This window comes from Gordonia sp. VNK1 (assembly GCF_040049135.1).
GTDB lineage: Bacteria > Actinomycetota > Actinomycetes > Mycobacteriales > Mycobacteriaceae > Gordonia > Gordonia oleivorans.
On record NZ_JBDZDJ010000006.1, the window covers coordinates 15,143 to 38,597 of the forward strand.

General features: G+C 69.7%; 19 protein-coding genes. 5 read left to right on the forward strand and 14 right to left on the reverse strand.

All coding sequences use genetic code 11. The annotated features are described in order from the left end of the window. Window positions 1-7 precede the first annotated feature (7 nt). The 3 genes from ABLE94_RS09140 to cobN form a co-directional block, all read right to left on the reverse strand. Entirely contained in the window at window positions 8-1,633 is a 1,626-nt protein-coding gene (locus ABLE94_RS09140) for an amidohydrolase (protein WP_348803875.1), read from the reverse strand. Between the two features lie 36 nt (window positions 1,634-1,669). After that, complete coding sequence (locus ABLE94_RS09145; protein WP_348803874.1) at window positions 1,670-2,170, reverse strand: FxsA family protein; 501 nt, start codon at window positions 2,168-2,170, stop codon at window positions 1,670-1,672. 164 nt (window positions 2,171-2,334) lie between these two features. Then, the gene (cobN, locus tag ABLE94_RS09150; protein ID WP_348808629.1) at window positions 2,335-5,961 is read right to left on the reverse strand and encodes a cobaltochelatase subunit CobN; all 3,627 of its coding nucleotides are present in this window, start codon (window positions 5,959-5,961) and stop codon (window positions 2,335-2,337) included. Window positions 5,962-6,294: 333 nt separating this feature from the next. Here cobN and cobG point away from each other — a divergent pair, with 333 nt between their 5' ends. The 3 genes from cobG to ABLE94_RS09165 are packed head-to-tail and all read left to right on the forward strand — an operon-like array spanning window position 6,295 to window position 9,623. After that, window positions 6,295-7,464: a precorrin-3B synthase gene (cobG, locus tag ABLE94_RS09155; protein ID WP_348803871.1), complete on the forward strand. Its 1,170-nt coding sequence runs from the start codon at window positions 6,295-6,297 to the stop codon at window positions 7,462-7,464. Window positions 7,465-7,476: 12 nt separating this feature from the next. Then, window positions 7,477-8,100, forward strand: coding sequence for a precorrin-8X methylmutase (locus ABLE94_RS09160; protein ID WP_348803870.1), 624 nt, complete (start codon window positions 7,477-7,479; stop codon window positions 8,098-8,100). 2 nt (window positions 8,101-8,102) lie between these two features. Then, window positions 8,103-9,623 (forward strand): precorrin-2 C(20)-methyltransferase, encoded by a 1,521-nt coding sequence (locus ABLE94_RS09165; RefSeq protein ID WP_348803868.1) that lies wholly within the window; start codon window positions 8,103-8,105, stop codon window positions 9,621-9,623. A gap of 12 nt (window positions 9,624-9,635) precedes the next feature. Here ABLE94_RS09165 and ABLE94_RS09170 read toward each other — a convergent pair whose 3' ends face one another. From ABLE94_RS09170 to dprE2, 4 genes are read right to left on the reverse strand one after another with little or no spacing between them, the layout of a single operon-like run. Further along, a complete protein-coding gene (locus ABLE94_RS09170; RefSeq protein ID WP_348803867.1) occupies window positions 9,636-10,433 on the reverse strand; it encodes a cobalt-precorrin-6A reductase in 798 nt (265 codons plus the stop codon). Beyond that, entirely contained in the window at window positions 10,405-11,193 is a 789-nt protein-coding gene (locus ABLE94_RS09175) for a cobalt-precorrin-4/precorrin-4 C(11)-methyltransferase (protein WP_348803865.1), read from the reverse strand. Before ABLE94_RS09175 ends, ABLE94_RS09170 begins: the two co-directional genes overlap by 29 nt. Next, the gene (gene cbiE, locus ABLE94_RS09180; protein WP_348803864.1) at window positions 11,190-12,461 is read right to left on the reverse strand and encodes a precorrin-6y C5,15-methyltransferase (decarboxylating) subunit CbiE; all 1,272 of its coding nucleotides are present in this window, start codon (window positions 12,459-12,461) and stop codon (window positions 11,190-11,192) included. The genes ABLE94_RS09175 and cbiE overlap by 4 nt, the downstream gene beginning before the upstream one ends. Further along, window positions 12,458-13,234, reverse strand: a complete 777-nt coding sequence (gene dprE2 / locus ABLE94_RS09185; RefSeq protein WP_348803863.1) for a decaprenylphospho-beta-D-erythro-pentofuranosid-2-ulose 2-reductase — start codon at window positions 13,232-13,234, stop codon at window positions 12,458-12,460. Before dprE2 ends, cbiE begins: the two co-directional genes overlap by 4 nt. 67 nt (window positions 13,235-13,301) lie before the next feature. On the opposite strand from dprE2, the gene ABLE94_RS09190 reads away from it, so the two are divergent. Beyond that, window positions 13,302-13,703, forward strand: coding sequence for a pyridoxamine 5'-phosphate oxidase family protein (locus ABLE94_RS09190; protein WP_348803862.1), 402 nt, complete (start codon window positions 13,302-13,304; stop codon window positions 13,701-13,703). A gap of 33 nt (window positions 13,704-13,736) precedes the next feature. On the opposite strand, the gene ABLE94_RS09195 is transcribed toward ABLE94_RS09190, so the two are convergent. Next, window positions 13,737-14,858 (reverse strand): M24 family metallopeptidase, encoded by a 1,122-nt coding sequence (locus tag ABLE94_RS09195; RefSeq protein WP_348803861.1) that lies wholly within the window; start codon window positions 14,856-14,858, stop codon window positions 13,737-13,739. A 137-nt stretch (window positions 14,859-14,995) separates the two neighbouring features. On the opposite strand from ABLE94_RS09195, the gene ABLE94_RS09200 reads away from it, so the two are divergent. Further along, window positions 14,996-15,934: a 5'-3' exonuclease gene (locus ABLE94_RS09200; protein WP_348808697.1), complete on the forward strand. Its 939-nt coding sequence runs from the start codon at window positions 14,996-14,998 to the stop codon at window positions 15,932-15,934. Window positions 15,935-16,018: 84 nt separating this feature from the next. Here ABLE94_RS09200 and ABLE94_RS09205 read toward each other — a convergent pair whose 3' ends face one another. The 6 genes from ABLE94_RS09205 to ABLE94_RS09230 all read right to left on the reverse strand — a co-directional run bounded on the left by ABLE94_RS09205 (window position 16,019) and on the right by ABLE94_RS09230 (window position 23,443). Continuing rightward, window positions 16,019-17,020 (reverse strand): DUF4333 domain-containing protein, encoded by a 1,002-nt coding sequence (locus tag ABLE94_RS09205; RefSeq protein ID WP_348808630.1) that lies wholly within the window; start codon window positions 17,018-17,020, stop codon window positions 16,019-16,021. A gap of 183 nt (window positions 17,021-17,203) precedes the next feature. After that, on the reverse strand, window positions 17,204-20,011 hold the full coding sequence (locus ABLE94_RS09210) for a DEAD/DEAH box helicase (protein WP_348803859.1): 2,808 nt from the start codon (window positions 20,009-20,011) through the stop codon (window positions 17,204-17,206). An 87-nt stretch (window positions 20,012-20,098) separates the two neighbouring features. After that, window positions 20,099-21,106 carry a twin-arginine translocase subunit TatC gene (tatC, locus tag ABLE94_RS09215; protein WP_348803857.1) on the reverse strand — a complete coding sequence of 336 codons (1,008 nt, stop codon included), beginning with the start codon at window positions 21,104-21,106 and terminating at the stop codon, window positions 20,099-20,101. A 12-nt stretch (window positions 21,107-21,118) separates the two neighbouring features. Next, entirely contained in the window at window positions 21,119-21,385 is a 267-nt protein-coding gene (gene tatA, locus ABLE94_RS09220; RefSeq protein WP_348803856.1) for a Sec-independent protein translocase subunit TatA, read from the reverse strand. Window positions 21,386-21,470: 85 nt separating this feature from the next. Continuing rightward, the gene (locus ABLE94_RS09225; protein WP_348803944.1) at window positions 21,471-22,439 is read right to left on the reverse strand and encodes a helix-turn-helix transcriptional regulator; all 969 of its coding nucleotides are present in this window, start codon (window positions 22,437-22,439) and stop codon (window positions 21,471-21,473) included. Beyond that, window positions 22,439-23,443: a helix-turn-helix transcriptional regulator gene (locus ABLE94_RS09230; protein ID WP_348803855.1), complete on the reverse strand. Its 1,005-nt coding sequence runs from the start codon at window positions 23,441-23,443 to the stop codon at window positions 22,439-22,441. Before ABLE94_RS09230 ends, ABLE94_RS09225 begins: the two co-directional genes overlap by 1 nt. Window positions 23,444-23,455 lie beyond the last annotated feature (12 nt).

Consider the following 23,455-nt stretch of genomic DNA (forward strand, 5'->3'; position numbering starts at 1 on the left):
CCCGGCGTCACCAATCGTCCCCGACGTAGACGTCGTGGCCGTCGCGGACGGTGCGCACGCAATGTGGCAGTCGCGCATCGGCGGACACATCGGGCAGTGCCGGGACCCGGGATCGCGGGTCGGTCGACCAGCGCTGGACGCCGGCGTGCGAACCGACCACCACGAGCTCGTCGACGTCCCAGATCGCGTAATGTGCCGGGGCGCCCGGTTCCAGGGTGCCGGTCAGGCCGTCATGGGTGCCCCCGGCCCGCCAGCCACCCCGCGTCGCGGCGGCGAAGGCCGCGCGCGCGGACACCGCATGCTCGGCGCGATGCGGATGGACCGCGGCCCGCACCGTCGCCCACGGGGTGATCGGGGTGACCGGGCTGTCCGACGAAAATGACAGGGCGACACCGGTCTTGGCGAGCATCGCGAAATCGTTGAGGGTCGCGGCACGTGCGTCGCCGAGACGTTGGGCGTACAACTGTCCGGGCCCCGCCCATTCGGCGTCGAACAGGGGTTGCATGCCGGCCACCACCCCGCACCGGGCCAGCACCGCGGCGTCGTCGGCGTCGAGCATCTCGGCGTGTTCGATGCGGTGCGCGCACCGCGCCACCGCCGGGGTGCCGAGGTCGTCGGCGACCGCGGCGAACCCCGCCACCACCGCCTTGGCAGCCGCGTCACCGATGACGTGGAAACCGGCCTGAACCCGGGCGACGGTGCAGGAGTGGATGTGGGCGCGGACCACCTCGGGGTCGAGGTAGGCGATGCCGCCGAGTTCGGGTGCGTCGGCGTACGGCGCGGACAGCCACGCGGTATGCGAGCCGAGGGCTCCGTCGACGAACAGATCACCGCCGAGACCGTGTGCCCGGGTGATGGACATCAGTTCGGTGGCGTGCTCGGCACTCTCGGCCGCCTGGCCCCAGTACCGGCGCACGTCGACGGGATGGTCGAGTTCGCCGAGCGCCAGGAAATCATCGAGTCCGGCGATCTCCGGGCCGCCGTTCTCGTGCACCGACACGACCCCCGCCGCGGCGGCCTCGTCGAGCGCCCGGCGCTGCAGTCGTGCGCGCATCTCGGGTGTGATCAGGGTGCGTGCGGCGGCCCGCACCAGGTGATGGGCGTGTGCGACCAGAGGCTCATCGGGATGGAACCCGTCGGCGGCGGCCAGGTCCGGGACGAGTCGGCGCAGTGCCGTCGACGCGACGGCCGAGTGTTCGTCGACCCGCGCGAGGTAACACGGTCGGTGCCCGACGACCGCGTCGATCTCCGCGGTGGTGGGTACCCGGCGTTCGTCGGGGTCGGTGCCGGTCCAGCCGGAGTCATCCCAGCCCAGACCCCAGATGAGGTCTCCCTCGGCGGTGTCGGTGGCGGCGGCGCGGATGCGGGCGAGTGCGTCGGAGCGGTGAGTGGCCTCGCCGAGTGTCAGACCGTCGAGGGCCAGGCCGGTGGAGGTCAGATGCACATGGGAGTCGACGAACGCCGGCGCGACGAAGCGGCCGCGCAGGTCGGTGACGTGTGCGTCGGGATGCAGCGAACGGCCGACGGCGTCGGATCCGACCCAGGTGACGATCCCGTCGGTGACGGCGAGTGCCGTCGCGTCCGGGACGCTCGAGGAGTAGACGGCCCCGCCCAGCAACAGTTCGGTAGACACGGTGGTCCAGTGTGCCCTGAGCGCGTGTCCGGTCCGTCAGTGGCCCCGCGGCAACTGACGTTCACCCGGGGTCCACGCGCCGGTGTCGGCCGAGACCACGTCACCGTCGACGACGGTTCCGTCGATGACCGTGCCGCGCCGGAAGCCGGTGGTGGCATACACCCCCGCGCGGTCCATCGCGACGACCATGCGGCGGGCACCGAAGGCGGTCACCGCGGGCCGGATCAGGCGTCGAGTCGGCGGTGCCAGCAGCAGCATGCCGAGCAGCGTGGACACCACGCCGGGGATGACCAGCAGGAATGTGGATCCGGCGAGCATCGCGGTGTCGGCCAGCGGGGCGCGCGCGTCGACCTCGTTGCGGGATGCGCGGCGCAACTCGCCGAACACCTTGGCGCCCTGCCACCGCAGCATCACGAATCCCAGGACGGCCGCGGCGATCGTGATCAGCACCGCCCAGCCGAAGCCCAGGGTCATCGTCAACGCGACGAAGACGCCGATCTCCACGGCGAGGTAGATGAGTACGTATGCGAGTCGCATGGCGGTGCCTTTCGGTGACGGCCTTTCGGTGACGGTCTACCCGATGCAACGAACGAGCGTCCGATTTTGCTCCGCGCTGACCGCAGCGGTCCCTGGGAAGTCGCTGAGACCTGCCGGCCCTGTCGTCACCGCCGACTCGCGCCGCCGGCCCAGTCGTCCCCGCGTCAGTCGTCCCCGCGTCCCTCGATGTCCCCCTCGGTCTGCAGGTACACCGCGCGCAGATCGGCGAGCATCTCGGCGGGCGGCTCCTGCCACATCCGGCGTTCCACCGCCTCGAGGAGTCGTTCGGCGATGCCGTGCAGGGCCCACGGGTTCGACTCCTGCATGAACTGCTGATTGGTCTCGTCGAGGACGTAGGACTCGGTGAGCTTCTCGTACATCCAGTCGGCGACGACGTCGGTGGTGGCGTCGTACCCGAAGAGGTAGTCGACGGTGGCGGCCATCTCGAAGGCGCCCTTGTATCCGTGCCGCTGCATCGCCGAGATCCACCGCGGATTGACCACGCGGGCACGGAACACGCGGCTGGTCTCCTCCGACAGCGAGCGGGTGCGCACGGCGTCGGGTCGGGTGGAGTCGCCGATGTAGGCCTCCGGTGAGCGTCCGGTGAGCGCGCGCACCGTGGCGACCATGCCGCCGTGATACTGGAAGTAGTCGTCGGAGTCGGCGATGTCGTGCTCGCGGGTGTCGGTGTTCTTCGCGGCCACCGCGATCCGTCGATACGCGCCGCGCATGTCCTCGACGGCGGCGACACCGTCGAGGTCACGGCCATAGGCGTAGCCGCCCCACTCGGTGTAGACGCGGGCCAGGTCCTCGTCGGTGCGCCAGTCGCGGGAATCGATGAGCTGCAACAGGCCGGCGCCGTAGGTGCCCGGTTTGGAGCCGAAGATGCGCGTGGTGGCCCGACGTCGGTCGCCGTGTTCGGCGAGCGCGGCACGCGCGTGGGCGGCGACGAAGTTGTCCTCGTCGGATTCGTCGGCGCCGGCGGCGAGGGCGACCGCGTCGTCGAGCATCGTCACGACGTGCGGGAAGGCATCGCGGAAGAATCCGGAGATCCGCACGGTGACGTCGATGCGGGGTCGGCCGAGTTCGGCGAGGGGGATGAGTTCGAGTGTCGACACCCGTCGGGAGGCGTCATCCCAGACCGGCATCACCCCGAGCAGGGCGAGGATCTCGGCGATGTCGTCGCCGGAGGTGCGCATCGCGCTGGTCCCCCACGCCGACAATCCGACGGATGCCGGGAATTCACCGTGGTCGGTGCGATAGCGCTCGAGCAGTGAGTCGGCCATCGCCCGGCCGGTCTCCCACGCCAGTCGCGACGGCACCGCCTTCGGGTCGACCGAGTAGAAGTTGCGGCCGGTGGGCAGCACGTTGATCAGCCCGCGCAGCGGGGATCCACTGGGTCCGGCCGGGATGAAACCGCCGTCGAGGGCGTGCAGGACCCGGGGGATCTCGCGGGTGGTCTGGCGTAGGCGGGGCACCACCTCGGTGGCGGCGAAGGTGAGGATGTCGGCGACGGCCTGCGGGTGACCGTCGGCCGCGGCCGCCACGGCAGCGGCCGACCAGTCGTCCTTCGCGCACGTCTGCACCAGCCCGCGGGCGAGGTGTTCGATCTCGTCGACCTCGCCGCGGGCGGCCTCTCCGCTGCCCTCGGTGAGGCCGAGTGCCTCGCGGAGGCCGGGCAGCGCGGCGCTGCCGCCCCACAGTTGCCGGGCCCGCAGCATCGCCAGGACGAGATCGACCTCGGCGTCGTCGACGGGCGGCTCGCCGAGGACGTGCAGGCCGTCGCGGATCTGCACGTCCTTGATCTCGCACAGCCAGCCGTCGACGTGCAACAGCATGTCGTCGAAGACGTCCTCGTCGGGGCGTTCGGACAGACCGAGATCGTGATCCATCTTGGCCGCGGTCAGCAGCGTCCAGATCTGCTGGCGGATCGCGGGCAGCTTCGCCGGGTCGAGGGTGGAGATGTTGGCGTGCTCGTCGAGGAGTTGCTCGAGCCGGGCGATGTCGCCGTAGGATTCGGCGCGCGCCATCGGCGGGATGAGGTGATCGACGAGAACCGCGTGGGCGCGGCGTTTGGCCTGCGTCCCCTCCCCCGGATCGTTGACCAGGAACGGGTACACCAGCGGCAGATCACCGAGGGCCGCGTCGGTGCCGCAGTCCGCCGACATGCCGAGCGTCTTGCCGGGCAGCCATTCGAGGTTGCCGTGCTTACCGACGTGGACGACCGCGTCCGCACCGAAACCCGGGATGTCCGAGGGATTCTCGCCCCGGCCGGCGACCCAGCGATAGGAGGCCAGGTAGTGATGTGACGGCGGGAGATCCGGATCATGGTAGATGGCCACCGGGTTCTCGCCGAACCCGCGCGGCGGCTGTACCAGGATCGCGATGTTGCCGAAACACAGTGCGGCCACGACGATGTCACCGTCGGGGTTGGTCGCGCGGTCGACGAACAGGTCACCCGGCGGAGGTCCCCAGTGGGCGATCACCGACTCCCGCAAACCGTCGGGAAGGGTGGCGAACCACCGCGTGTAATCGGCCGCCGACACCCGAATCGGATTGGCGGACAAGGCTTCCTCGGTCAGCCAATCCGGATCCTGCCCGCCGGCGGCGATGATCGCGTGGATCAGTGCATCGGAATCGTCCTCGGCGAGACCGGGAATCGCGCCGTCACCGGTCTCCGGTCCGATGTCGTAACCGGCGGTGCGCATCGCCGACAGCAGGCGCAGCAGGCTGCGCGGGGTGTCGAGCCCCACGGCGTTGCCGATGCGGGCGTGCTTGGTGGGATACGCCGACAGCATGATCGCGATACGACGCTGTGCGGGGGCGGTGTGCCGTAACCGGGCGTGCGCCACGGCGATTCCGGCGACCCGCGCGCACCGTTCGTCGTCGGGCGCGTAGGTGGGCAGCCCGTTCTCGTCGAACTCCTTGAACGAGAAGGGAACCGTGATGATGCGTCCGTCGAACTCGGGAACCGCCACCTGGGTGGCCACATCCAGTGGTGACAACCCGTCGTCGTTGGCCTCCCAGTCCGCCCGCGGACCGGTCAGACACAGGCCCTGCAGAATCGGGATATCCAGTGCCGCAAGGCGTTCGATATTCCACGCCTCGTCGTCGCCGCCAGCCGAGGCGGTCGCCGGGGTGGCCCCGCCGGCCGCGAGGACCGTCACCACCAGGGCGTCGGCGGTGCCGAGGAGGTCGATGAGGTCGTCGGGTGCGGTGCGCAGCGACGCGCAGAAGACCGGCAGTGCGCGTGCGCCCTTGGCCTCGATCGCCCGGCACAGTGCGTCGATGTAGCGGGTGTTGCCGGCGAGGTGTTGCGCGCGGTAGTAGAGCACCGCGATCGTCGGACCGTCGTTGTCGGCGGCGGCGCGCTCGAGCACACCCCACGGCGGGGTCTGCACCGTCGGTTCGAATCCGAGGCCGGTGAGCAGAACGGTGTCGGACAGGAAGTTGTACAGATTGACCAGATTGGGCACGCCGCCCGTGGCGAGGTAATTGTGCGCCTCCTGCGCGACACCGGCCGGCACCGTCGAGAGCGCCATCAGGTCGGGGTCGGGTTGCTGCTCACCGGAGAGCGCGACCACCGGGGAACCCACCGCGAGAACCGCATCGAGCCCCTCCTCCCATGCCCGACGACCGCCGAGGATGCGGACGACGGTGAGGTCGGCGGCGGCGACCATGTCACCGACCTCGTCGACCAACAGACGCGACGGGTTGGCCACCCGGTAGTCGGCTCCACTGGCATGCGCGGTGATGAGGTCGGTGTCGGAGGTCGACAGCAGCAGGATCATGGTGCACTCCTCACCGGGGTTGCGCGCCCGGTCACGATGGTCGGGGTACCCAGTCGCAGGTCTGGCTCGCGGGCGTCGTCGGCCCGACACAGTGGCGCGACCGCGCCGGAATCGCACCGGCTTCTGCCGCACTGGGTGTGCCCGAAAGCCTAGTCGAGCCCACCGTCGCCGGAACACCCACGTCGACGCGGCGGCGAGGGGACACACTCGTGTCGGCGGCGAGGGGACACACTCGTGTCGGCGGCGAGGGGACACACTCGTGTCGGCGGCGAGGGGACACACTCGTGTCGGCGGCGAGGGGACACACTCGTGTCGGCGACTACCCTCGACGGTGTGACCGGCCACGTCCAACGCCCCGCCCACGACCGCTGCCCGGGTGTCTTCGACCCCCATCCCGCGGCCGACGGTGCGCTGGCGCGCATCCGGCTGGTCGGCGGATCGCTGCGGTCGTCGGCGATGGAGACCCTCGCCCGGGTCGCCGCCGACCACGGCGACGGTTTCATCGAGTTGACCGGCCGCGCCAACGTCCAGTTGCGCGGGATCACCGACGTGGCGGCAGTCGCCGACGCGCTGATCGCCGCCGACCTCGTCCCCAGCACCACGCACGAGAAGATCCGCAACATCGAGGTCAGTGCCCTGACCGGCCGGATCGGTGGTCGGGCCGACGTTCGTGAGGTGGCCGTCGCGCTCGACCTGGCGCTGCGCGCCGAGGCCGCGCTGACCTCGCTGTCGGGACGTTTCCTCTTCGGCGTCGACGACGGGCGTGGTGACATCCTCGCCCGACGTCCCGACGTGTGTGCCGTGGCGCGCGCCGACGGCCGCACCGACATCGTGATCGACGGGACGGTCGTCGGGTCGGTGGCCGACTCGGCCGACGTCGCGCCCGCACTCGTGGCCGTGGCGACGGACATGGTGGAACTCGCCGGGCCGCGTGGCGCGTGGCGTGTCCGTGACCTCGACGAGGCGTCGCGCGAGCGGTTGCTGAGGTCGGCGGCCACGCGGCTGACGCCGCCGGCCGAGACGGACGGCGGTGCCGAGCCGGTCGGCCCGGCCGAGGCGATCGCGCCGATCGTCGGATGGTTCACCCAGGACGACGATCGGGTGCTGCTCGGTGCCGTCGTCGAGGCGGCGCGAGTGCCGGCGCGGTTGGCGGAGTTCCTGGCCGCCATCGGCGCCCCCATCGTGGTGACGCCGAACCGGGAGATCCTGATCTGCGATCTCACCGAGGGCGTCGCCGAGACGGTGGTGCGGGTTCTGGCACCGATGGGATTGATCTTCGACGCCGCCTCGCCGTGGGCCCGGGTGAGTTGCTGTGTCGGGGCGCCCGGCTGTGCCAACGCCCACGCCGCGGTGCGCGCCGACCTGATCGCGCACATCGCCTCCGGTGCCGAGATCACCGACCGGCAGCACTGGGTGGGCTGCGCGCGTGGATGCGGGTCGCCCGCCGGGCCGCATCTGCGGGTGGAGGCCGGGCCGGACGGATACGTGCGCAGCGCCCGCTAGGCTTGTCCCACCATGACTGACTACCTGCGCGACGGCGCCGCGATCTATCGGCGATCGTTCGCGATGATCCGCGAGGAATCCGACCTGTCGGCGTTCGCGCCGGACGTGGCGACCGTCGTCGTCCGGATGATCCATTCCTGCGGGCAGACCGACCTCGCCGGTGACGTCGTGGCCACCCCGGGCGTGGTGAGTGCCGCCCGCGGCGCGCTGCGTTCGGGTGCACCGATCCTGTGCGACGCGACGATGGTCGCCTCCGGGATCACCCGACGGCGTCTGCCGGCCGACAACGAGGTGATCTGTCACCTGAAGGATCCCCGGGTCGCCGAACTCGCCGAACGGATGCAGACCACGAGAACCGCTGCCGCGCTGGAACTCTGGCGAGACCGCCTCGAAGGATCGGTGGTGGCGATCGGGAATGCGCCGACGGCGCTGTTCGCCTTGTTGGAGATGATCGACGCCGGGGCACCGCGGCCGGCGGCGGTCGTGGGGGCGCCGGTGGGCTTCGTCGGAGCGGCCGAATCGTGCGCCGAACTCGCCGCCCGCACCGACCTCGAGTTCATCACCGTCACCGGCCGCCGCGGCGGATCGGCGATCACCGCCGCGGCCGTCAACGCCCTGGCCACCCCGGAGGAGTGAGGGTGTCGGCAGCGCCGGGAGTCGGCACGCTCTGGGGTGTGGGCCTCGGCCCCGGCGACAGCGACCTGGTGACGGTCAAGGCCGCCCGCGTCATCGAGAGCGCCGACGTCGTCGCGTATCACTGTGCGCGCCACGGCCGCAGCATCGCGCGATCGGTGGCCGAGCCGTACCTGCGGGACGGGCAGATCGAAGAGCGCCTGATGTATCCGGTGACCACCGAGACGGCCGATCATCCCCGTGGGTACCGCGGCGCACTCGACGACTTCTACAGCGAGAGCGCCGAAGTGCTCGCCACACACCTGAGTGCCGGGCGTGACGTGGCGCTGCTGGCCGAGGGCGATCCGCTGTTCTTCAGTTCCTACATGCACATGCACAAACGGCTCGCCGACCGCTTCCCCACCGAGATCATCCCCGGGGTCACGTCGGTCAGCGCGGCGTCGGCGGCCACCGAGATCCCGCTCGTCGAGGGTGAGGAGACACTCACCGTGGTGCCCGGCACTCTGCCGGTGCCGCGGATGCGCGAATTGTTCTCCCGCGCCGATGCCTTCGTGGTGATGAAACTGGGCCGGACGTTCACCCGGGTGCGCGACGCCCTCGCCGCGGCCGGACGGCTCGACGAGGCCTGGTACGTCGAACGGGCATCGACGTCGGTGCAGAAGGTGGCTCCGGCCGCGGACGTGGATCCGGCTGCGGTGCCCTACTTCTCGATGATCGTGGTCCCCGGCCGCACCAACAATCCACGCGCCGACGTCGCCGAACCGGTGCGTGGTGAGGTGGTGGTCGTCGGGTTGGGTCCGGGTGCCGACGACTGGACCACCCCCGAGGTCACCCGCGAGTTGGCGGCGGCCACCGACCTCGTCGGGTACAAGACCTACCTCGCCCGCGTCTCGACGCGGCCCGGTCAGCGCGTGCACTCCTCGGACAATCGCGTGGAAGCCGAAAGAGCGGAATTCGCACTGGATCTCGCGTCGCGTGGGGCCCGGGTGGTGGTGGTGTCCTCCGGTGATCCCGGGGTGTTCGCGATGGCGACGGCCGTCGCGGAGGTCGCCGCCGAGCCACGCTGGGCGGACGTGGCGGTGCGGGTGGTGCCCGGGGTGACGGCGGCATCGGCGGTGGCCGCGGCCGTGGGTGCTCCCCTGGGTCACGATTTCGCGGTGATCTCGCTGTCGGATCGGCTCAAGCCATGGGATGTGATCGTCGAACGGATCCGCGGCGCGCTGGCCGCCGATCTGGTGATCGCGATCTACAACCCCGGTTCGGCGAGCCGGCACTGGCAGGTGGCGGCACTCAAGGAGATTCTGGCCGAATCGGTCCCGGGTGATCGGGTGATCATCCTCGGCCGTGACGTCGGTGGCCCGGAGCAGTCGGTCACGGTGACCACCGTGGCCGATCTCGATCCGGGGTCGGTCGACATGCGCACCCTGGTGATGATCGGGTCGTCGGCGACGACGGTGGCATCGCGGGCCGCCGGTGATCTGGTCTTCACCCCGCGCGACCATCCACGCGGCGGATCGACGCGGTGATCGGGGTGTGAGTCAATCGGCCGGCAGCTGATCGGCCACCCATCGGCCCGCGGTCGCGACATCGTCGGTGACCGGCGTGTCGGCCGGTTCGCCGGGACGATCCACCATCACCACGCCGACACCCAGCATGCGCGCCGCGTCGAGTTTCGGTCGGGTGAGCTCTCCCCCGCTGTTCTTGGTGACCAGCGTGTCGATGCGGTGCTCGCGCATCAGGGCCAGTTCGCCGTCGAGGTGATACGGGCCACGGGAGCGCAGGATCTCGTGATGCGGTGGTACCGCACCGGTCGGTGGGTCGACGACGCGGATCGCGAACCAGGCGGAGGAGATGTGGGCGAACGCCGAGACGTCCTGTCGTCCGCTGGTCAGCAGAATCCGGCGCGGACCGTGTTCCACGGCGCGTGCGGCCGCCCCGATCGTCGGAACCGTCCGCCAGTCGTCGTCGGGCCCGGGCACCCACGCCGGACGACGCAACCGCAGCAGCGGGACGTGCGCCTGCGCGCAGGCCGTCGCGGCGTTGGCGGTGATGGTGGCCGCGAACGGATGAGTCGCATCCACCACCGCACCGATGCGGTTGTCGCGCAACCACTCCCGCAGGCCCTCCACGCCGCCGAAGCCGCCGATGCGGACCTCTCCGACGGGTAGGCGGGGATTGGACACCCGACCGGCAAGCGAACTGATGGCGTCATACGGGCCGTCGTCGAGGACACGCGCCAGCGCCCGGGCCTCGGCGGTTCCGCCGAGAATCAGCACCCGGCGTCGCCCGGTCACCGGTGTCGACCGTTCATGGGTGCGGATCCGCTCCGTCGGCATCGCTGCGCAGCTTCGTCATCCGCGCCGCCGAATACAGGTAGCTGTCGAGGCGGCCAGGGCTGTCGGCCGCGGCGAGGACCGCTCCGACGAAGATGACGGCGGTGCGTCGAATCCCCCTGCTCACCAGCGCCTCGGGCAGGTCGGACAGCGCGCACCGGACGATCCGCTGATCGGATCGTGAGGCGAAGGCGACCACCGCGGTGGGACAGTCGGCGCCGTAATGCGGTGTCAATGCGGCGGTGATCTGCTCGGCCTGATGCGCGGCCAGGTGCAGTGCCAGGGTCACGCCCGTCGCGGCAAGGGTGGCGAGGTCCTCCCCGGTGGGCATGTCGGTCGACAGGGTCGACACCCGGGTGATCAAAAGGCTTTGTCCGACACCGGGAATGGTGAGTTCGTTCTCGAGGGCCGCGGCGGCGGCGGCGAAGGCCGGGACGCCGGGCACCCACTCGACGTCGATGCCCAGCGCACGAATGTGTCGGACCTGCTCGGTGACCGCCGAGTACAGCGACAGATCCCCGGAGTGCACACGCGCGACGTCATGTCCGGCGGCGTGGGCGTCGGAGATGTGGGAGATGATCTTCGGCAACGGCATACGCGCGGTGTCGATGATGTGGGCGTCGGGTGCGCAGAGTCCCAGGATCTCGTCCGGGACGAGGGACCCGGCCACCAGTGCCGTCTGACACCGCCCGAGGATGCGCGCCCCGCGCAGGGTGATCAGGTCGGCGGCACCGGGGCCGGCACCGATGAGGTAGACGGTCATCGGCTCCCCTGCCCGGCGGGTGTGTCACCGAACCACTGGACGATCGGCAACGCCGGGCGCCACGCGGAGAAACCACCCAGCGGCGCGGCCGTCTCGATGCCGATCCGGCGCAGGACGCCGGGATGGTCGCGGTGCCAGTCGATCATCAGGGTCTGATTCTCGATGGTCACCGCGTTGACGACCAGACGACCACCCGGAGGTAGTGCCGCCCAAGCGGATTCGAGGATGTCGCGGGTGAGTCCACCGCCGATGAACACCGCGTCCGGCGGTGCGGCGGTACGCAGTGCGTCCGGTGCGGCGCCGCGGATGTCGACCCGCTCGGCGACGCCGTGGTGTCGGGCGTTGGCCGCGATGCGTTCGGCGCGGTCCGGATCCTTCTCGAACGCCACCACCCGCACCCCGGGAGCGGCCCGCAGCCATTCGATGCCGACGCTCCCCGATCCGGAACCGATGTCCCACAACACCTGTCGCGCCGAGGGGGCCAGAGCGCAGACGGTGAGTGCGCGGACCGCGGACTTGGTGATCTGACCGTCGTGATCGAAGGCGTCGTCGGCGCGACCGGGCAGCGTCGAGCGGTGCGGCCCCACACAGGCGAGCGCAATGATGTTGAGAGCGTCCACGATCGCGGCGCGGTCCCAGCCGTCGACGGTACCCGAGGTGACGCGTTCGGCCGGGCCGCCGAGCTGTTCGAGCACGACCATGCCCGAGGCGCCGAATCCGTTGTCGGCCAGCATGTCGGCGACACGCGCGGGGGTGGCGGCGTCCCGGCTCAATACCAGCAGCCGACGGCCGTCGGTGATCTCGGTGAGCACGATCTCCGGATCGGCGGTGACCGCGCTGACGATGACGGTCCGGGCCAGATCCCACCCGAGTCGGGCGCAGGCCAACGACGCGCTCGACACCTGCGGTATGACGGTGACGCGATGGGCGCCGACGGCACCGACGATGGTGGATCCGATGCCGTGGAACATGGGATCACCGCTGGCGAGGACGTGGACCGTCGACGACCCCGCGGAAGCGGTGGTCGAATCGAGGAGCGCGGCAAGGTGTTCGGACATGGGCGAGGTCCACGGGACACGTCGGCCGGCCGGTCCGTCGAGCATGTCGAGTTGACGGCGGGAGCCGTGGATGACGGTCGCCGACTCCAAGGCGCGACGGGCGGGCGGGGTGAGACCGTCCCACCCGTCGGCGCCGATCCCGACCACGACGAAATGCGGTCCGTCGGCGCGAGCGGCTTCGGGTGCTGGGGTTTCTGGTGTCGGGGTCATCGCGGAAGTCGTCGCCAGATCGCTCGTGGCAACATCCGCATCCCGGCGAACAGTGGCCGCAGAGCCCACGGAACCCACACCTCGCCCTTGCCCTTGCGGTACGCCCGCGCCACCGCGGTCGCGACCTGATCGGCGGTCACCGACAACGGTGCCGGCGCGGTGCCCGCGGCCATCAGGTCCGCGGTCATGTTGCCGATCACGAAGCCCGGGCGCACGAGCAGCAGGCGGGCACCGCTGCCGTGCAGGGCATCGGCCAGGCCCGAGGCGAATCCGTCGAGTCCCGCCTTGGTGGAGCCGTAGACGTAGTTGGCGCGGCGCACCCGGATCCCGGCCACCGAGGAGAACACGATGATGGTGCCCGAGCGTTGCGCCCGTAGCGCGGTGGCCAACGGCGTGAGCACACTGATCTGTGCGAGGTAGTCGGTGTGGGCGATCTGCAGGGCGTGGGTGATGTCGGTCTCGGCGCGGGCTTGATCACCGAGAATGCCGAAGGCGACGATGGCGACCTCGATGGGGCCGTGCTCGCGCACGATCGCGTCGATCAGTGCCGGATGGGAGTCGGTGTCGTCGGCGTCGAAGGCGATCGTGGACACCGACGTCGCCCCGGCCGCCCGAAGTGTCGCCGTCTCGGCGTCGAGGTCGTCGGGGCGTCGTGCCGCCAGCACAATCGGATGGCCCGGGGCGAGCTCGGCCGCCAGCGCCACCCCGATCTCGCTGCGACCGCCGAAGACGACGACGCTGCCGGTCCGGTTCTGCCCACCATCATCCGTCACGTTCCGAGTATTTCATCGACGTGAGGTGGGGCGTGAGGGTGGTGAGTCCCCCACTACCGTGGAGGCCATGTCACGATCGCGGTCCGACCTGGGTGCCGAGGCGCTCACCTTTCTCACCGAACGACATCTGGGCGCCATCACCACCCTGCGTGCCGACGGCACGCCACATGCGGTGGCGGTGGGGTTCACCTACGACCCGGAGTCGGGACTGGCGCGGGTGATCACCGTGGACGGCAGCCAGAAGGTCCGCAACGTCGAGCGCGGTGGATACGCCGCTCTCACCCACGTCGACGGGCCCCGGTGGTTGACCCTCGAGGGTCCGGCCCGGGTGCGCCGCGAGCCCGACCGCGTCGCCGAGGCGGAGAACCGCTACGCCGCGCGGTACCGCCAACCGAAGCCGAACCCGCGGCGCGTGGTCATCGAGGTGACCGTCGAGCGGGTGATGGGATCGCGCACCCTGCTGGGGTGAGGACTCCGGGGGTGAGACTCCTGGGGTGAGGACTCAGAGCACCTGCAGTTCATGGGGCCGGGTGTTCAGCGCCTCGTGACCGTCGTCGGTCACCACCACGATGTCCTCGATGCGCGCACCCCAACGGCCGGCGAAGTAGACGCCGGGTTCGACGGAGAACGCCATCCCGGGTCGCAACTCGAGGTCGTTGCCGCCGACGATGTAGGGCTCCTCGTGCACCGAGAGTCCGATGCCGTGTCCGGTGCGGTGGATGAACTGCTCGGCAAGTCCGCTCTCCCGCAACCGATCCCGTGCGGCCGCATCGATCGATTCCGCGGTGACACCGGGACGTACCGCGGACACCGCGAGTGCCTGCGCATCCTGCAGCGCGGCGTAGGAATCGGCGATCTCCGATGAAGGCTCCGAAAAGCAGTAGGTGCGTGTGGAATCCGAGTTGTACCCGGGTTCCACGGGTCCACCGATGTCGATGACGACGATGTCGTCGGGCGTCACCACGCGATCGGACTGTTCGTGATGGGGGTCGGCGCCATTCGGTCCGGACCCCACGATGACGAATTCGGCACCGGTATGCCCCTCGGCGACGATGGCCGCCGCGATGTCGGCGGCGATGGCGCGTTCGGTCCGCCCGGGCCGCAGCCACTGCCCCATCTGCGCATGCACACGATCGATGGCCGCCCCGGCCCGACGGAGGGCGTCGATCTCGTCGGCATCCTTGATCATTCGCAGCTCGCGCAGCACATCGGTCGCCAGTTGGGGTGTCGCAGCAATCCGTTCGGCGATCGGAATGACGTGGAGCGCCGGCATGGCGTCCGACACCGCGATCCTGGCGGCGGACGGCAATCCGGCGAGCGCCAACGCGTGGGCGTCCTGACCGTCGACCCAGTCGGCGACCTCGATGTCGAGGTCTCCCACCGCGGACTCACGCAACGATGCGGTCTCCAGACGAGCCACCACGAGTCGGGGCGTTCCGTCGGCGGGGATCACCAACGCGGTGAGACGCTCGAAGGTGTTCGCGCGCGACCCGACCAGGTACCGGAGGTCGGGACCCGGCGAGACGATCAATGCATCCAGACCGGCCTTCCCGGTGAGCTCGGCCGCGCGGGACACCCGCGCGCGATAGACGTCGGAACCGAAACGCGATGCGGTGGTGCTCATGTGGGCAGCCTACGCGGGATTCACCCGAGCGCGACGCCGGCGAACGCCGGCAGGTGGACGTGACACCGGGATGGATCGGCCCGGACCGGGATGACACAGTGGTAAGCGTGGCCGACACTCACCCGACCGGATCGCTGATGCTCCTCGACGGGGCCAGCCTGTGGTTTCGATCGTTCTTCGCCCTGCCCGAGAAGATGACCGCGCCGGATGGGCGCCCGGTCAACGCCGTCCGCGGGTTCATCGACACCATCGCGAATCTGCTCACCCGCGAGCATCCGACGCGGCTGGTGGTGTGCCTGGACCTGGACTGGCGGCCGACGTTCCGGACCGACCTCATTCCGTCCTACAAGGCGCACCGGGTGGCGCAACCCGCGACCGCCGGCACCGACGTGGACGTCGAGGAAGTACCCGACACCCTCACCCCGCAGGTCGACATGATCGCCGATGTGCTTGCGGCGGTGGGACTGTCGACCTCGGGCGCGCCGGGATGTGAGGCCGATGACGTCATCGGCACACTGGCGTTCGCCGAGACCACGGACCCGGTGATCGTGGTCAGCGGGGACCGGGATCTGCTGCAGGTCGTCACCGACGACCCGGTGCCGGTGCGGGTCCTCTACGTCGGACGTGGGCTGGCCAAGGCGGAGATGATGGGCCCGCACGAGGTGGCCGAGAAGTACGGCGTGCCGCCGGAGCGGGCCGGCGCGGCGTATGCGGAGATGGCGATCCTGCGCGGCGATCCGTCCGACGGTCTCCCCGGCGTGTCGGGGATCGGCGACAAGACCGCGGCCAAGCTCATCTCGGCGTTCGGTGGTCTCGACGAACTCGAAGCGGCCGTCACCGACCCGGCATCGGATCTGCCGCCACGCAATCGCAAGGCGCTGGTCGCCGCCGCCGACTATCTGTCGGTGGCCCGCACCGTCGTTTTCGTCCGCACCGATGCGGAGACGATCGACAGCGGGAATGACCGGCTGCCCACGGCCCCGGCCGATCCGGGACGCCTCGCCGACCTCGTCGAGGAACTCGGCATCGGCGCGTCGATCACGCGGCTGTCCAAGGCGTTGGCCTGGGACGTGTGACACGCGCTGTGACACCACGATGCCCGGGTGAGCAGATCCGGCTGCTCACCCGGGCACCGTAGGAGTCACCGAGATCGGGGCACGTCAGCTGGTCGGCCGCGCCACCTGATACTTGCCGTCGTCGTCGAGGAAGGTCACCTTCACGTTCTGCTGCTGACCGCCGACCTTGACCGTGCAGGTGAACGATGCGCCCTTCTCGACGCGCTGACCGGATGGGCAACTGACGTCGGTGACGTCACTGGCCTGGTAATCCTCGGTGAGGACCTGCTTGACGCCACTCTCGGCGGCGGACTGATCCAGCGACCGCGGCCACCACCACAACCATCCGGTGACGACGATGACGATCGCGATGACGACGAGAGCGGCGCCCACCCCGATGAGGATCTTCCAGGGACCCTTCTTCTGGCCGGTGGCCATCCCACCGAACTGATCGGGCTGCCCGTAGGCGCCGTACGGTCCGGGCTGTCCCGGTTGGCCCGGCTGACCCGGTTGCCCCGGCTGGGAGAACTGACCCGGCTGACCGAACTGACCGAAGCCTGCCGTGCCCGGCTGGCTCGGCTGTCCCGGGGCGAATCCACCGCTGCCCGGCGCGCCGAACGGGGAGGTTCCCGGCTGCGCCGGCTGACCGTACGGGTTGCTCGCCGCTCCCGGTTGGGCCGGTGTCCCGTACGGCGTGGTGCCGGGTTGCCCGTACTGACCGCCCGCCTGCTGGGTGGGATCGGCACCGTATCCGCCCGGCTGCTGGGGTGTCGTCGGAGCCATCTGTGTCGGGTTGTACTGTCCGGGCGCACCCGGCGGTGTACCGAACCCGCCGGAGCCGTATCCGGGCGGCGGCGTCTGCCCCGGCGTGGGTGTCGCGGTCGTCGGCGGTGCCGGTTGGCCGGTCTGTCCGAAACCGGGTTGCCCGTATGTCGGTGGTTGACCGTATCCGGGTGTCGCCGGTGGCACGGTGGTGGGATCACCCGGTGCGGGTGGCTGTCCTTGACCGGGGATACGGACGACCTCGGTCTTACCGTCCTCGTGGCCACCGCCCGCTCCGTGGGGTGGCTGACCCGCCGGTCCGTTCGGGTCGTTGGGGTAGCTCATGTGTGGTGTCTCCCGCCCTCTTCTCGGTCGCCGTGGCCACCGGATGTGCTGCTCGCTCAACCGGGTCGGCAGACACTGCGACACCGCCCGATGCTGTCCGAAACGTTACCTCAGGCACCACACACAATCACTTACTCACGCCCGATGCGCACAAGTGTCGGTCAGACGACCGAACGTGCGAGGTCACCCCAACTCGGCCGCGACGACGCCACGTCGGATGGAACCCACCGCCGACCGGGCCGGACGCGCCAGCGGGGAATCGTCTCCGACGCAGAGTCGGATCTGTTCGAGGAGGTCGACGACCTGCCGGTTCCACCGGACGAAGTCGCCCGGCGAGAGCATGTGGCCGCGTTCTCCGGCGGCGGCGAGACACTCGGTCAACGATCGGCCGCTCACCCACAGGGACACCGCCACCGAGAACCCGGTATCGGGTTCGCGGGTCGGCGGGACCCGGTGACGGGTCTCGAGGGTGCTCACCTGTCGCCAGATGTCGACGGTGTCCATCATCGCCGTGCGCAGCGCCGGATTCCCGGGCAGGGCGTCCACCCCCGAATAGCTGTCACGCCGCGACTCGAACACCATCGACGCGACCACCGCGGCGAGGTCGGGGGGCGAGAGCGAGTCCCAGATGCCCGCCCGGATGCATTCGGTGACCACGAGGTCGCTCTCGCTGTAGATGCGGCCGAGCACCTCGCCGGTGGGTGTGACGCGTACGGTGCCGTGGACGTACTCGAGGTAGCCGAGTTCGGTGAGTACGCCGACGATGTGGTCGAAGGTGACACCGAGCGTGGAGGTGCGCTCCCCGATCCGTTGCTCGGCGCTGACAACGTCCCGGAGTAACCGGTTGCGGCGTTCGGCGAGCCGGAACAGTTCGTCGGAACCGTCGATGCGGTGGGCGGGATGGGCGCGCAGTTCGTGGCGGAGGCGGCGCAGTTCGGCGTCGTCGGTGGCCTCCGCACGCTTCTTCCCGCGGCCGCGCGGCATCTCGATCCCGGTGGATCGCAGCGCCGAGGCCAGATCCCGCCGGCCGCGGCCGGTGCGGCGGTCGACGTTGCGGGGCAACCGCATGCCCCCGAGGACCTCCGGCGGGTTGATGAAATCGCCGATCCCGACGCGGCCGCACCACGCATCCTCGGTGAGCACGAGGGGTTTCGGGTCGGCGGGCTGGGTGGCGGTTTCGAGGACCACCGCGAGGCCGCGGTGCCGCCCACTCGGCACCCCGATCACCGCTCCGCGTTTGAGGGCGGTCAACTCGGCGGCGATCGAGTCGTGGGTGGTGACGCGGCGTCGGAACTTGAGGTCGCGTTCGGTTCGCCGGATCTCCTCACGCAGGGTGATGTAGCCGAGGAAGCCGTCATGCGCACCGTCTGCCGGGGTCCGATCGCCGGGTTCCAGCGGTCCCGGATCGATCCCGCGGGCCCGGGCGGTCTCGGCGAGAGACACGTCGAGTTTGCGGAGCTGCCGTCTCATCTCGTCGACCTTGCGGGCCTGTCCGACCACCGAACGGTCGGCCTGGAACTGGGCGAATGAGCGGTTGAGCAGATCGCGGGAGCCGTCGATGCCCAGGCGTCCGATGAGGTTGACCGCCATGTTGTATTCGGGTGCGAAGGAGCTGCGCAGCGGGAAGGTGCGGGCGCCGGCCAGGCCGGCGACCTGTTCGGGGACCATCTCCGGCGACCACACGATCACCGCATGCCCCTCGACGTCGATGCCGCGACGACCGGCACGCCCGGTGAGCTGGGTGAATTCGCCGGGACTCAGGTCGACATGCGCCTCACCGTTGAACTTCACCAACCGCTCGAGCACGACCGACCGCGCCGGCATGTTGATCCCCAACGCCAGGGTCTCGGTCGCGAACACCATGCGGACCAGCCCGCGGACGAAGAGCTCCTCGACGGTGTGGCGGAAGGTCGGCAGCATCCCGGCGTGGTGCGCGGCGAAACCACGTCGCAGCCCGGCACGCCACTCGTCGACACCGAGAACGTCGGCGTCGGCGGGTGAGAGATCCATCAGGTGACGATCGACGACCTCGTCGACCGCGGCGACCTCGTCCGGTGCGAGCAGGCTCAGACCCGATCGCAGGCACTGTGCCAGTGCCCCGTCGCATCCGGCACGGGAGAAGATGAAGCCGATGGCCGGCAGCAGGCCCTCGCGGTCGAGCTGTTTGACCACTTGTGGCCGGGACACGGTGTTGCCGCGACGCGGTCGGCCGGACCGCCCGCGATGGCCGCGCCGATTGTCGTCGTCGGCCAGCAGGATCCGGTGCCGGATGAAGCGTTTGAGGTCCGGATTGACCTTCGGTCGTTCACCCGGCGCGTGGTGCGGATCGAAGAGATCGAACATCCGGTTGCCGACCAGCATGTGCTGGGTCAGCGGGACCGGCCGATGCTCGTCGACGATGACGGTGGTGTCGCCGCGGACGGTCTGAATCCACTCCCCGAACTCCTCGGCGTTGCTGACCGTCGCCGACAGGCTGACGACCCGCACGGATGGTTCGAGGTGCAGGATCACCTCCTCCCACACCGCACCGCGGAAGCGGTCGGCGAGGAAGTGCACCTCGTCCATCACCACATGCGAGAGCCCGGTCAGCGCCGGGGAGTTCGCGTAGATCATGTTGCGGACGACCTCGGTGGTCATCACGACGACCGGCGCATCGGAGTTGATCGAGGTGTCGCCGGTGAGCAGCCCCACCGATTCCTTGCCGTGCACGGCGACGAGGTCGGAGTACTTCTGATTGCTCAGCGCCTTGATCGGGGTGGTGTAGAAACACTTGGTTCCCGACGCCAGTGCGAGATGTACGGCGAACTCGCCGACGATGGTCTTACCCGCCCCGGTCGGGGCGCACACGAGCACCCCGTGGCCGTCCTCGAGTGCGTGACAGGCACGGATCTGGAAGTCGTCGAGCGGAAAGCCGACACGGGCGGCGAACCGGTCGAATGCCGGATGGGTGGGAGCCGGCCGGGAATCGACCGCGGGGTCGGTGGGAGTCATCGCCTCCAGCATGTCACTGTCGACGATGTGCGGTGCAGCGACACGTCGCGATCCGAGCGCGCCCGGCGCGATCGGAGCAGGTCGCGATCAGAGCACGTCGTCGAAGGTGTGTCCGTCCCGCGCGGACCGCCGGGGACCGGCAGGGGCGGATGACGCGGTGGGCGCCCCCTCGGCCCTCACCTGCGACGAGGGTGCGCCGACCTGCGAGGCCATCGGCCGGGGTGAGGGTGCCGGGATCGTGGAGGCCTGATCGTCGGGCAGCGATTCCCACTCGGCCGAGCGTTTCGCGCGTCGCCGGTCGTTGAAGCGGGCGATCTGGATCGCGATCTCCTGCAGCACGGTCAACGCCAGTGCCAGCGCCAGCATGGTGAACGGGTCCTGCCCGGGTGTCACGATCGCGGCGAAGACGAACATGGTGAAGATGAGGCCGCGTCGCCACGCCTTGAGACGCGCGTAGGTGAGAACACCGACGAGATTGAGGGCCACGATCAGCAGCGGCAACTCGAAGCTGACGCCGAAGATGATCAACAGATGGATCATGAACCCGAAGTACTGATCGCCGGCGAGCGCGGTGACCTGCACATCGTTGCCGACGGTGAGCAGGAAGTGGAAGGCCTTGGCGACGACCAGATACGCCAGCACGGCACCGGCGACGAAGAGCACCGCGGCCGAGGACACGAATCCGATCGCGTACTTGCGTTCGTGGGAATGCAGGCCCGGGGTGACGAATCCCCAGACCTGATACAGCCAGATCGGGCAGGCCAGCACCAGACCGGCGGTCAGCGCGACCTTGAGCCGCAGCATGAACTGGTCGAACGGCCCGGTCGCCAGCAGGCGGCAACTGTCGTCGGGGGTCAGCGAGGCGCGCGTCGACGCCGGCAGGGAGCAGTAGGGTTCGCGCAGCAGGTCACCGAGCGACGGCAACCCCAGAAACCCATGGGAATACCAGATGAATCCGACGATGGTGGTGACCACGATGGCCACCATCGAGACCAGCAGTCGGTACCGCAGCTCTTGCAGATGCTCCACCAACGGCATCGTGCCGTCGGGATTCAGTTTGCGTTGGCGCCGTCGCGGGTCGAGTGGGATCCGCACCGTGGACGAACCTCAGGCGGACTTCTTCGTGGTCTCGTCGGTGCTCGACGAGGCATGCGGTGCCGGATCCGGCGAGGCCGGCAGTTCGCGTGGCTTCTCGGGTTCGGGCTTGGCGGCCGCAGGGGTCTCGCCGTCCTTCTGCATCTCCTGGACCTCGCTCTTGAAGATGCGCAGGGACTGCCCCAGACCCCGCGCGGCGTCGGGGAGCTTCTTCGACCCGAACAGCAGAACCAACACGACCAGCACGATGACCCAGTGCCACCACGACATTGCACCCATGAAGAACTTCCCTTTCCCCGTCGTCTGGTCCTCATCGTACCGCGCGGATCACACCGATCGTTGCGGGCGCGAAGAGTTGCCCCCGTCACCGATAGCGTGCACGCGCCGCCGCGGCCGCGGCGGTAACCGAGTTCGCGACGTCGGCGTCGTCGATCACCCGCACGTGCCCACCGAAACCGAGGAGGAATCGGGTGAGCCATTCCGGCGATCCGTACACGATCCGGGCGCGGACCGGGGCCTGCGGATCCGTTCGTTCGTCGAGCGTTTCGACCGGATCGACCGTGTAGTAGTCGAGGATCCACAACTCCCCCGGATCGATCTCGATCAACGCGGTCGGGAGATCCGGGTTCTCCGACAGGATCGGCGACTGCGACGAGACGGCGGCCTGCTCCGGCGGCATGGACGGTTCGTCGAGCAATGTCGCGTCGTCGATCCGGTCGAAACGGAACAACCGAACGCCTTCGCTGTCGCGGCACCACGCTTCCAGGTAGGTGTGACCGTCGACGGCCTGGATGCCCATCGGGTCGACCACGCGTCGGGTGACGATGTCGCGGGTGGCCGAGTAGTAATTGACCGACAGCGCGCGACCGGTGCGGACCGCCTCCCGGACCGTGCGGTACTGCGCGGATTCGGTGTGGGCGCCCGCATCGCCGGATGTGCCCGCGACTCCCGGGATGGTCAGGCCCACGGCCTGCTCGATCTTGGCGATGGCCCGGGTGGCGGCCTCGCTGTCGACGACGCCCGGGGTGTCGACGAGAGCACGCAGGGCGATCAGCATGATGCTGGCCTCGGTCGGTGTCAGCCGCAGCGGCCTGTCCATCCCCGCGGTGAATCCGACGTGGACATGTCCCTCGCTGAACTCCAGCTCGATCAGGTCATCCGGGTAGTACCCGGGGAGTCCGCAGACGAACAGTTGCTCGAGGTCCCTGGTCAGTTGGGGGACGGTGACACCGAGGTCGGCTGCCGCCTGCGCGACCGAAATCCCGTCGTGGGCAAGGAAATACGGAACCAGCGCGAGGAGTCTGCTGAGTCGTGAGGGTGCCGAGGCGGACATCATCGGCTCACCTGCGCCAACTGATCGAGTGCGGCGACCACCGACTCGCGCAGTTCCGGTGGTGACAGAACGACGGCGTCCGGACCGGCCCCGAGGACCAGCCGCGACAACGTCGACAGGGAACGGATCTCGAGGTCGAGCAGGTCGCCCGGCTCCCCCGAACGGTCGAAGGACTCGCTGTGCTGGGCGAGTCGGCGCAGCCCGGCGGCCCGGCCGGACGCCACCCAGATCCGTGCGGTCCGCCCGTCCGACCCGGCGGCCGAGTCGACCGCGGCGGACACGATCCGTTGCAGGTCCGTGCCCTCGGGTGGCCGCGACCGGCCGGCCGGTCCGATGGCGTCGACGTCGGTGACGCGACTGAGGCGGAATGTGCGGGTGTCGTCGCGGTCGCGGTCGTGGCCGACGACATACCACCGGCCGCGGTGGGTGACCACGCCCCACGGTTCGAGTGTGCGCCGCACCCCCGCGGTCCCCGACCCCGCGCGGTAGGTGAAGGTGATCGCACGCTCGGCCTGCAAGGCCGACAGCACCGCCCCGAGCGTCGCCTCGGTACCCATCGACCGTGTCGAGCCCCCCGCCGACATGCCGATCTCGTCGTCGGCACGGACGTCGAAACCCGCGGCCCGCAGCTTCAGGACCGCGGTCTGGGAGACCGCGGAGATCTCCGGGGTGTCCCACAGGGTGGCGGCCATGGCGATCGCGGCGGCCTCGTCACGTTCGAAACTGATGTCGGGCAACTCGTAACTGTCCCGGTTGATCCGATAACCGTCGAGTCCATGACCCATCGACGACGGTCCGGTGACCAGCGGAATCCCGAGGTCGCGGAGCTCCGTCTTGTCCCGTTCGAACATCCGGTTGAACGCCTCGACCGACTGGTCGTCGTCGTTGTAGCCGACGACGTTGCGGCGGATGTACTCGGCGGTGACGAACTGCCGTGTGGACAGCAGACAGATCACCAGGTTGAGCAGTCGTTCGACCTTGGAAACCTTGGATGTTGGTGCCACCCGAGCAGCCTA

Excerpts from the sequence above, each read along its gene's own strand:
- ABLE94_RS09145 (WP_348803874.1), bottom strand. The coding sequence starts at position 2,170 with ATGCGACTCGCATACGTACTCATCTACCTCGCCGTGGAGATCGGCGTC.
- cobN (WP_348808629.1), bottom strand. The coding sequence starts at position 5,961 with ATGATCCTGCTGCTGTCGACCTCCGACACCGACCTCATCACCGCGCAT.
- ABLE94_RS09160 (WP_348803870.1), top strand. The coding sequence starts at position 7,477 with ATGACTGACTACCTGCGCGACGGCGCCGCGATCTATCGGCGATCGTTC.
- ABLE94_RS09170 (WP_348803867.1), bottom strand. The coding sequence starts at position 10,433 with ATGCCGACGGAGCGGATCCGCACCCATGAACGGTCGACACCGGTGACC.
- ABLE94_RS09175 (WP_348803865.1), bottom strand. The coding sequence starts at position 11,193 with ATGACCGTCTACCTCATCGGTGCCGGCCCCGGTGCCGCCGACCTGATC.
- cbiE (WP_348803864.1), bottom strand. The coding sequence starts at position 12,461 with ATGACCCCGACACCAGAAACCCCAGCACCCGAAGCCGCTCGCGCCGAC.
- ABLE94_RS09190 (WP_348803862.1), top strand. The coding sequence starts at position 13,302 with ATGTCACGATCGCGGTCCGACCTGGGTGCCGAGGCGCTCACCTTTCTC.
- ABLE94_RS09195 (WP_348803861.1), bottom strand. The coding sequence starts at position 14,858 with ATGAGCACCACCGCATCGCGTTTCGGTTCCGACGTCTATCGCGCGCGG.
- ABLE94_RS09200 (WP_348808697.1), top strand. The coding sequence starts at position 14,996 with ATGCTCCTCGACGGGGCCAGCCTGTGGTTTCGATCGTTCTTCGCCCTG.
- ABLE94_RS09205 (WP_348808630.1), bottom strand. The coding sequence starts at position 17,020 with ATGAGCTACCCCAACGACCCGAACGGACCGGCGGGTCAGCCACCCCAC.
- ABLE94_RS09210 (WP_348803859.1), bottom strand. The coding sequence starts at position 20,011 with ATGACTCCCACCGACCCCGCGGTCGATTCCCGGCCGGCTCCCACCCAT.
- tatA (WP_348803856.1), bottom strand. The coding sequence starts at position 21,385 with ATGGGTGCAATGTCGTGGTGGCACTGGGTCATCGTGCTGGTCGTGTTG.
- ABLE94_RS09225 (WP_348803944.1), bottom strand. The coding sequence starts at position 22,439 with ATGTCCGCCTCGGCACCCTCACGACTCAGCAGACTCCTCGCGCTGGTT.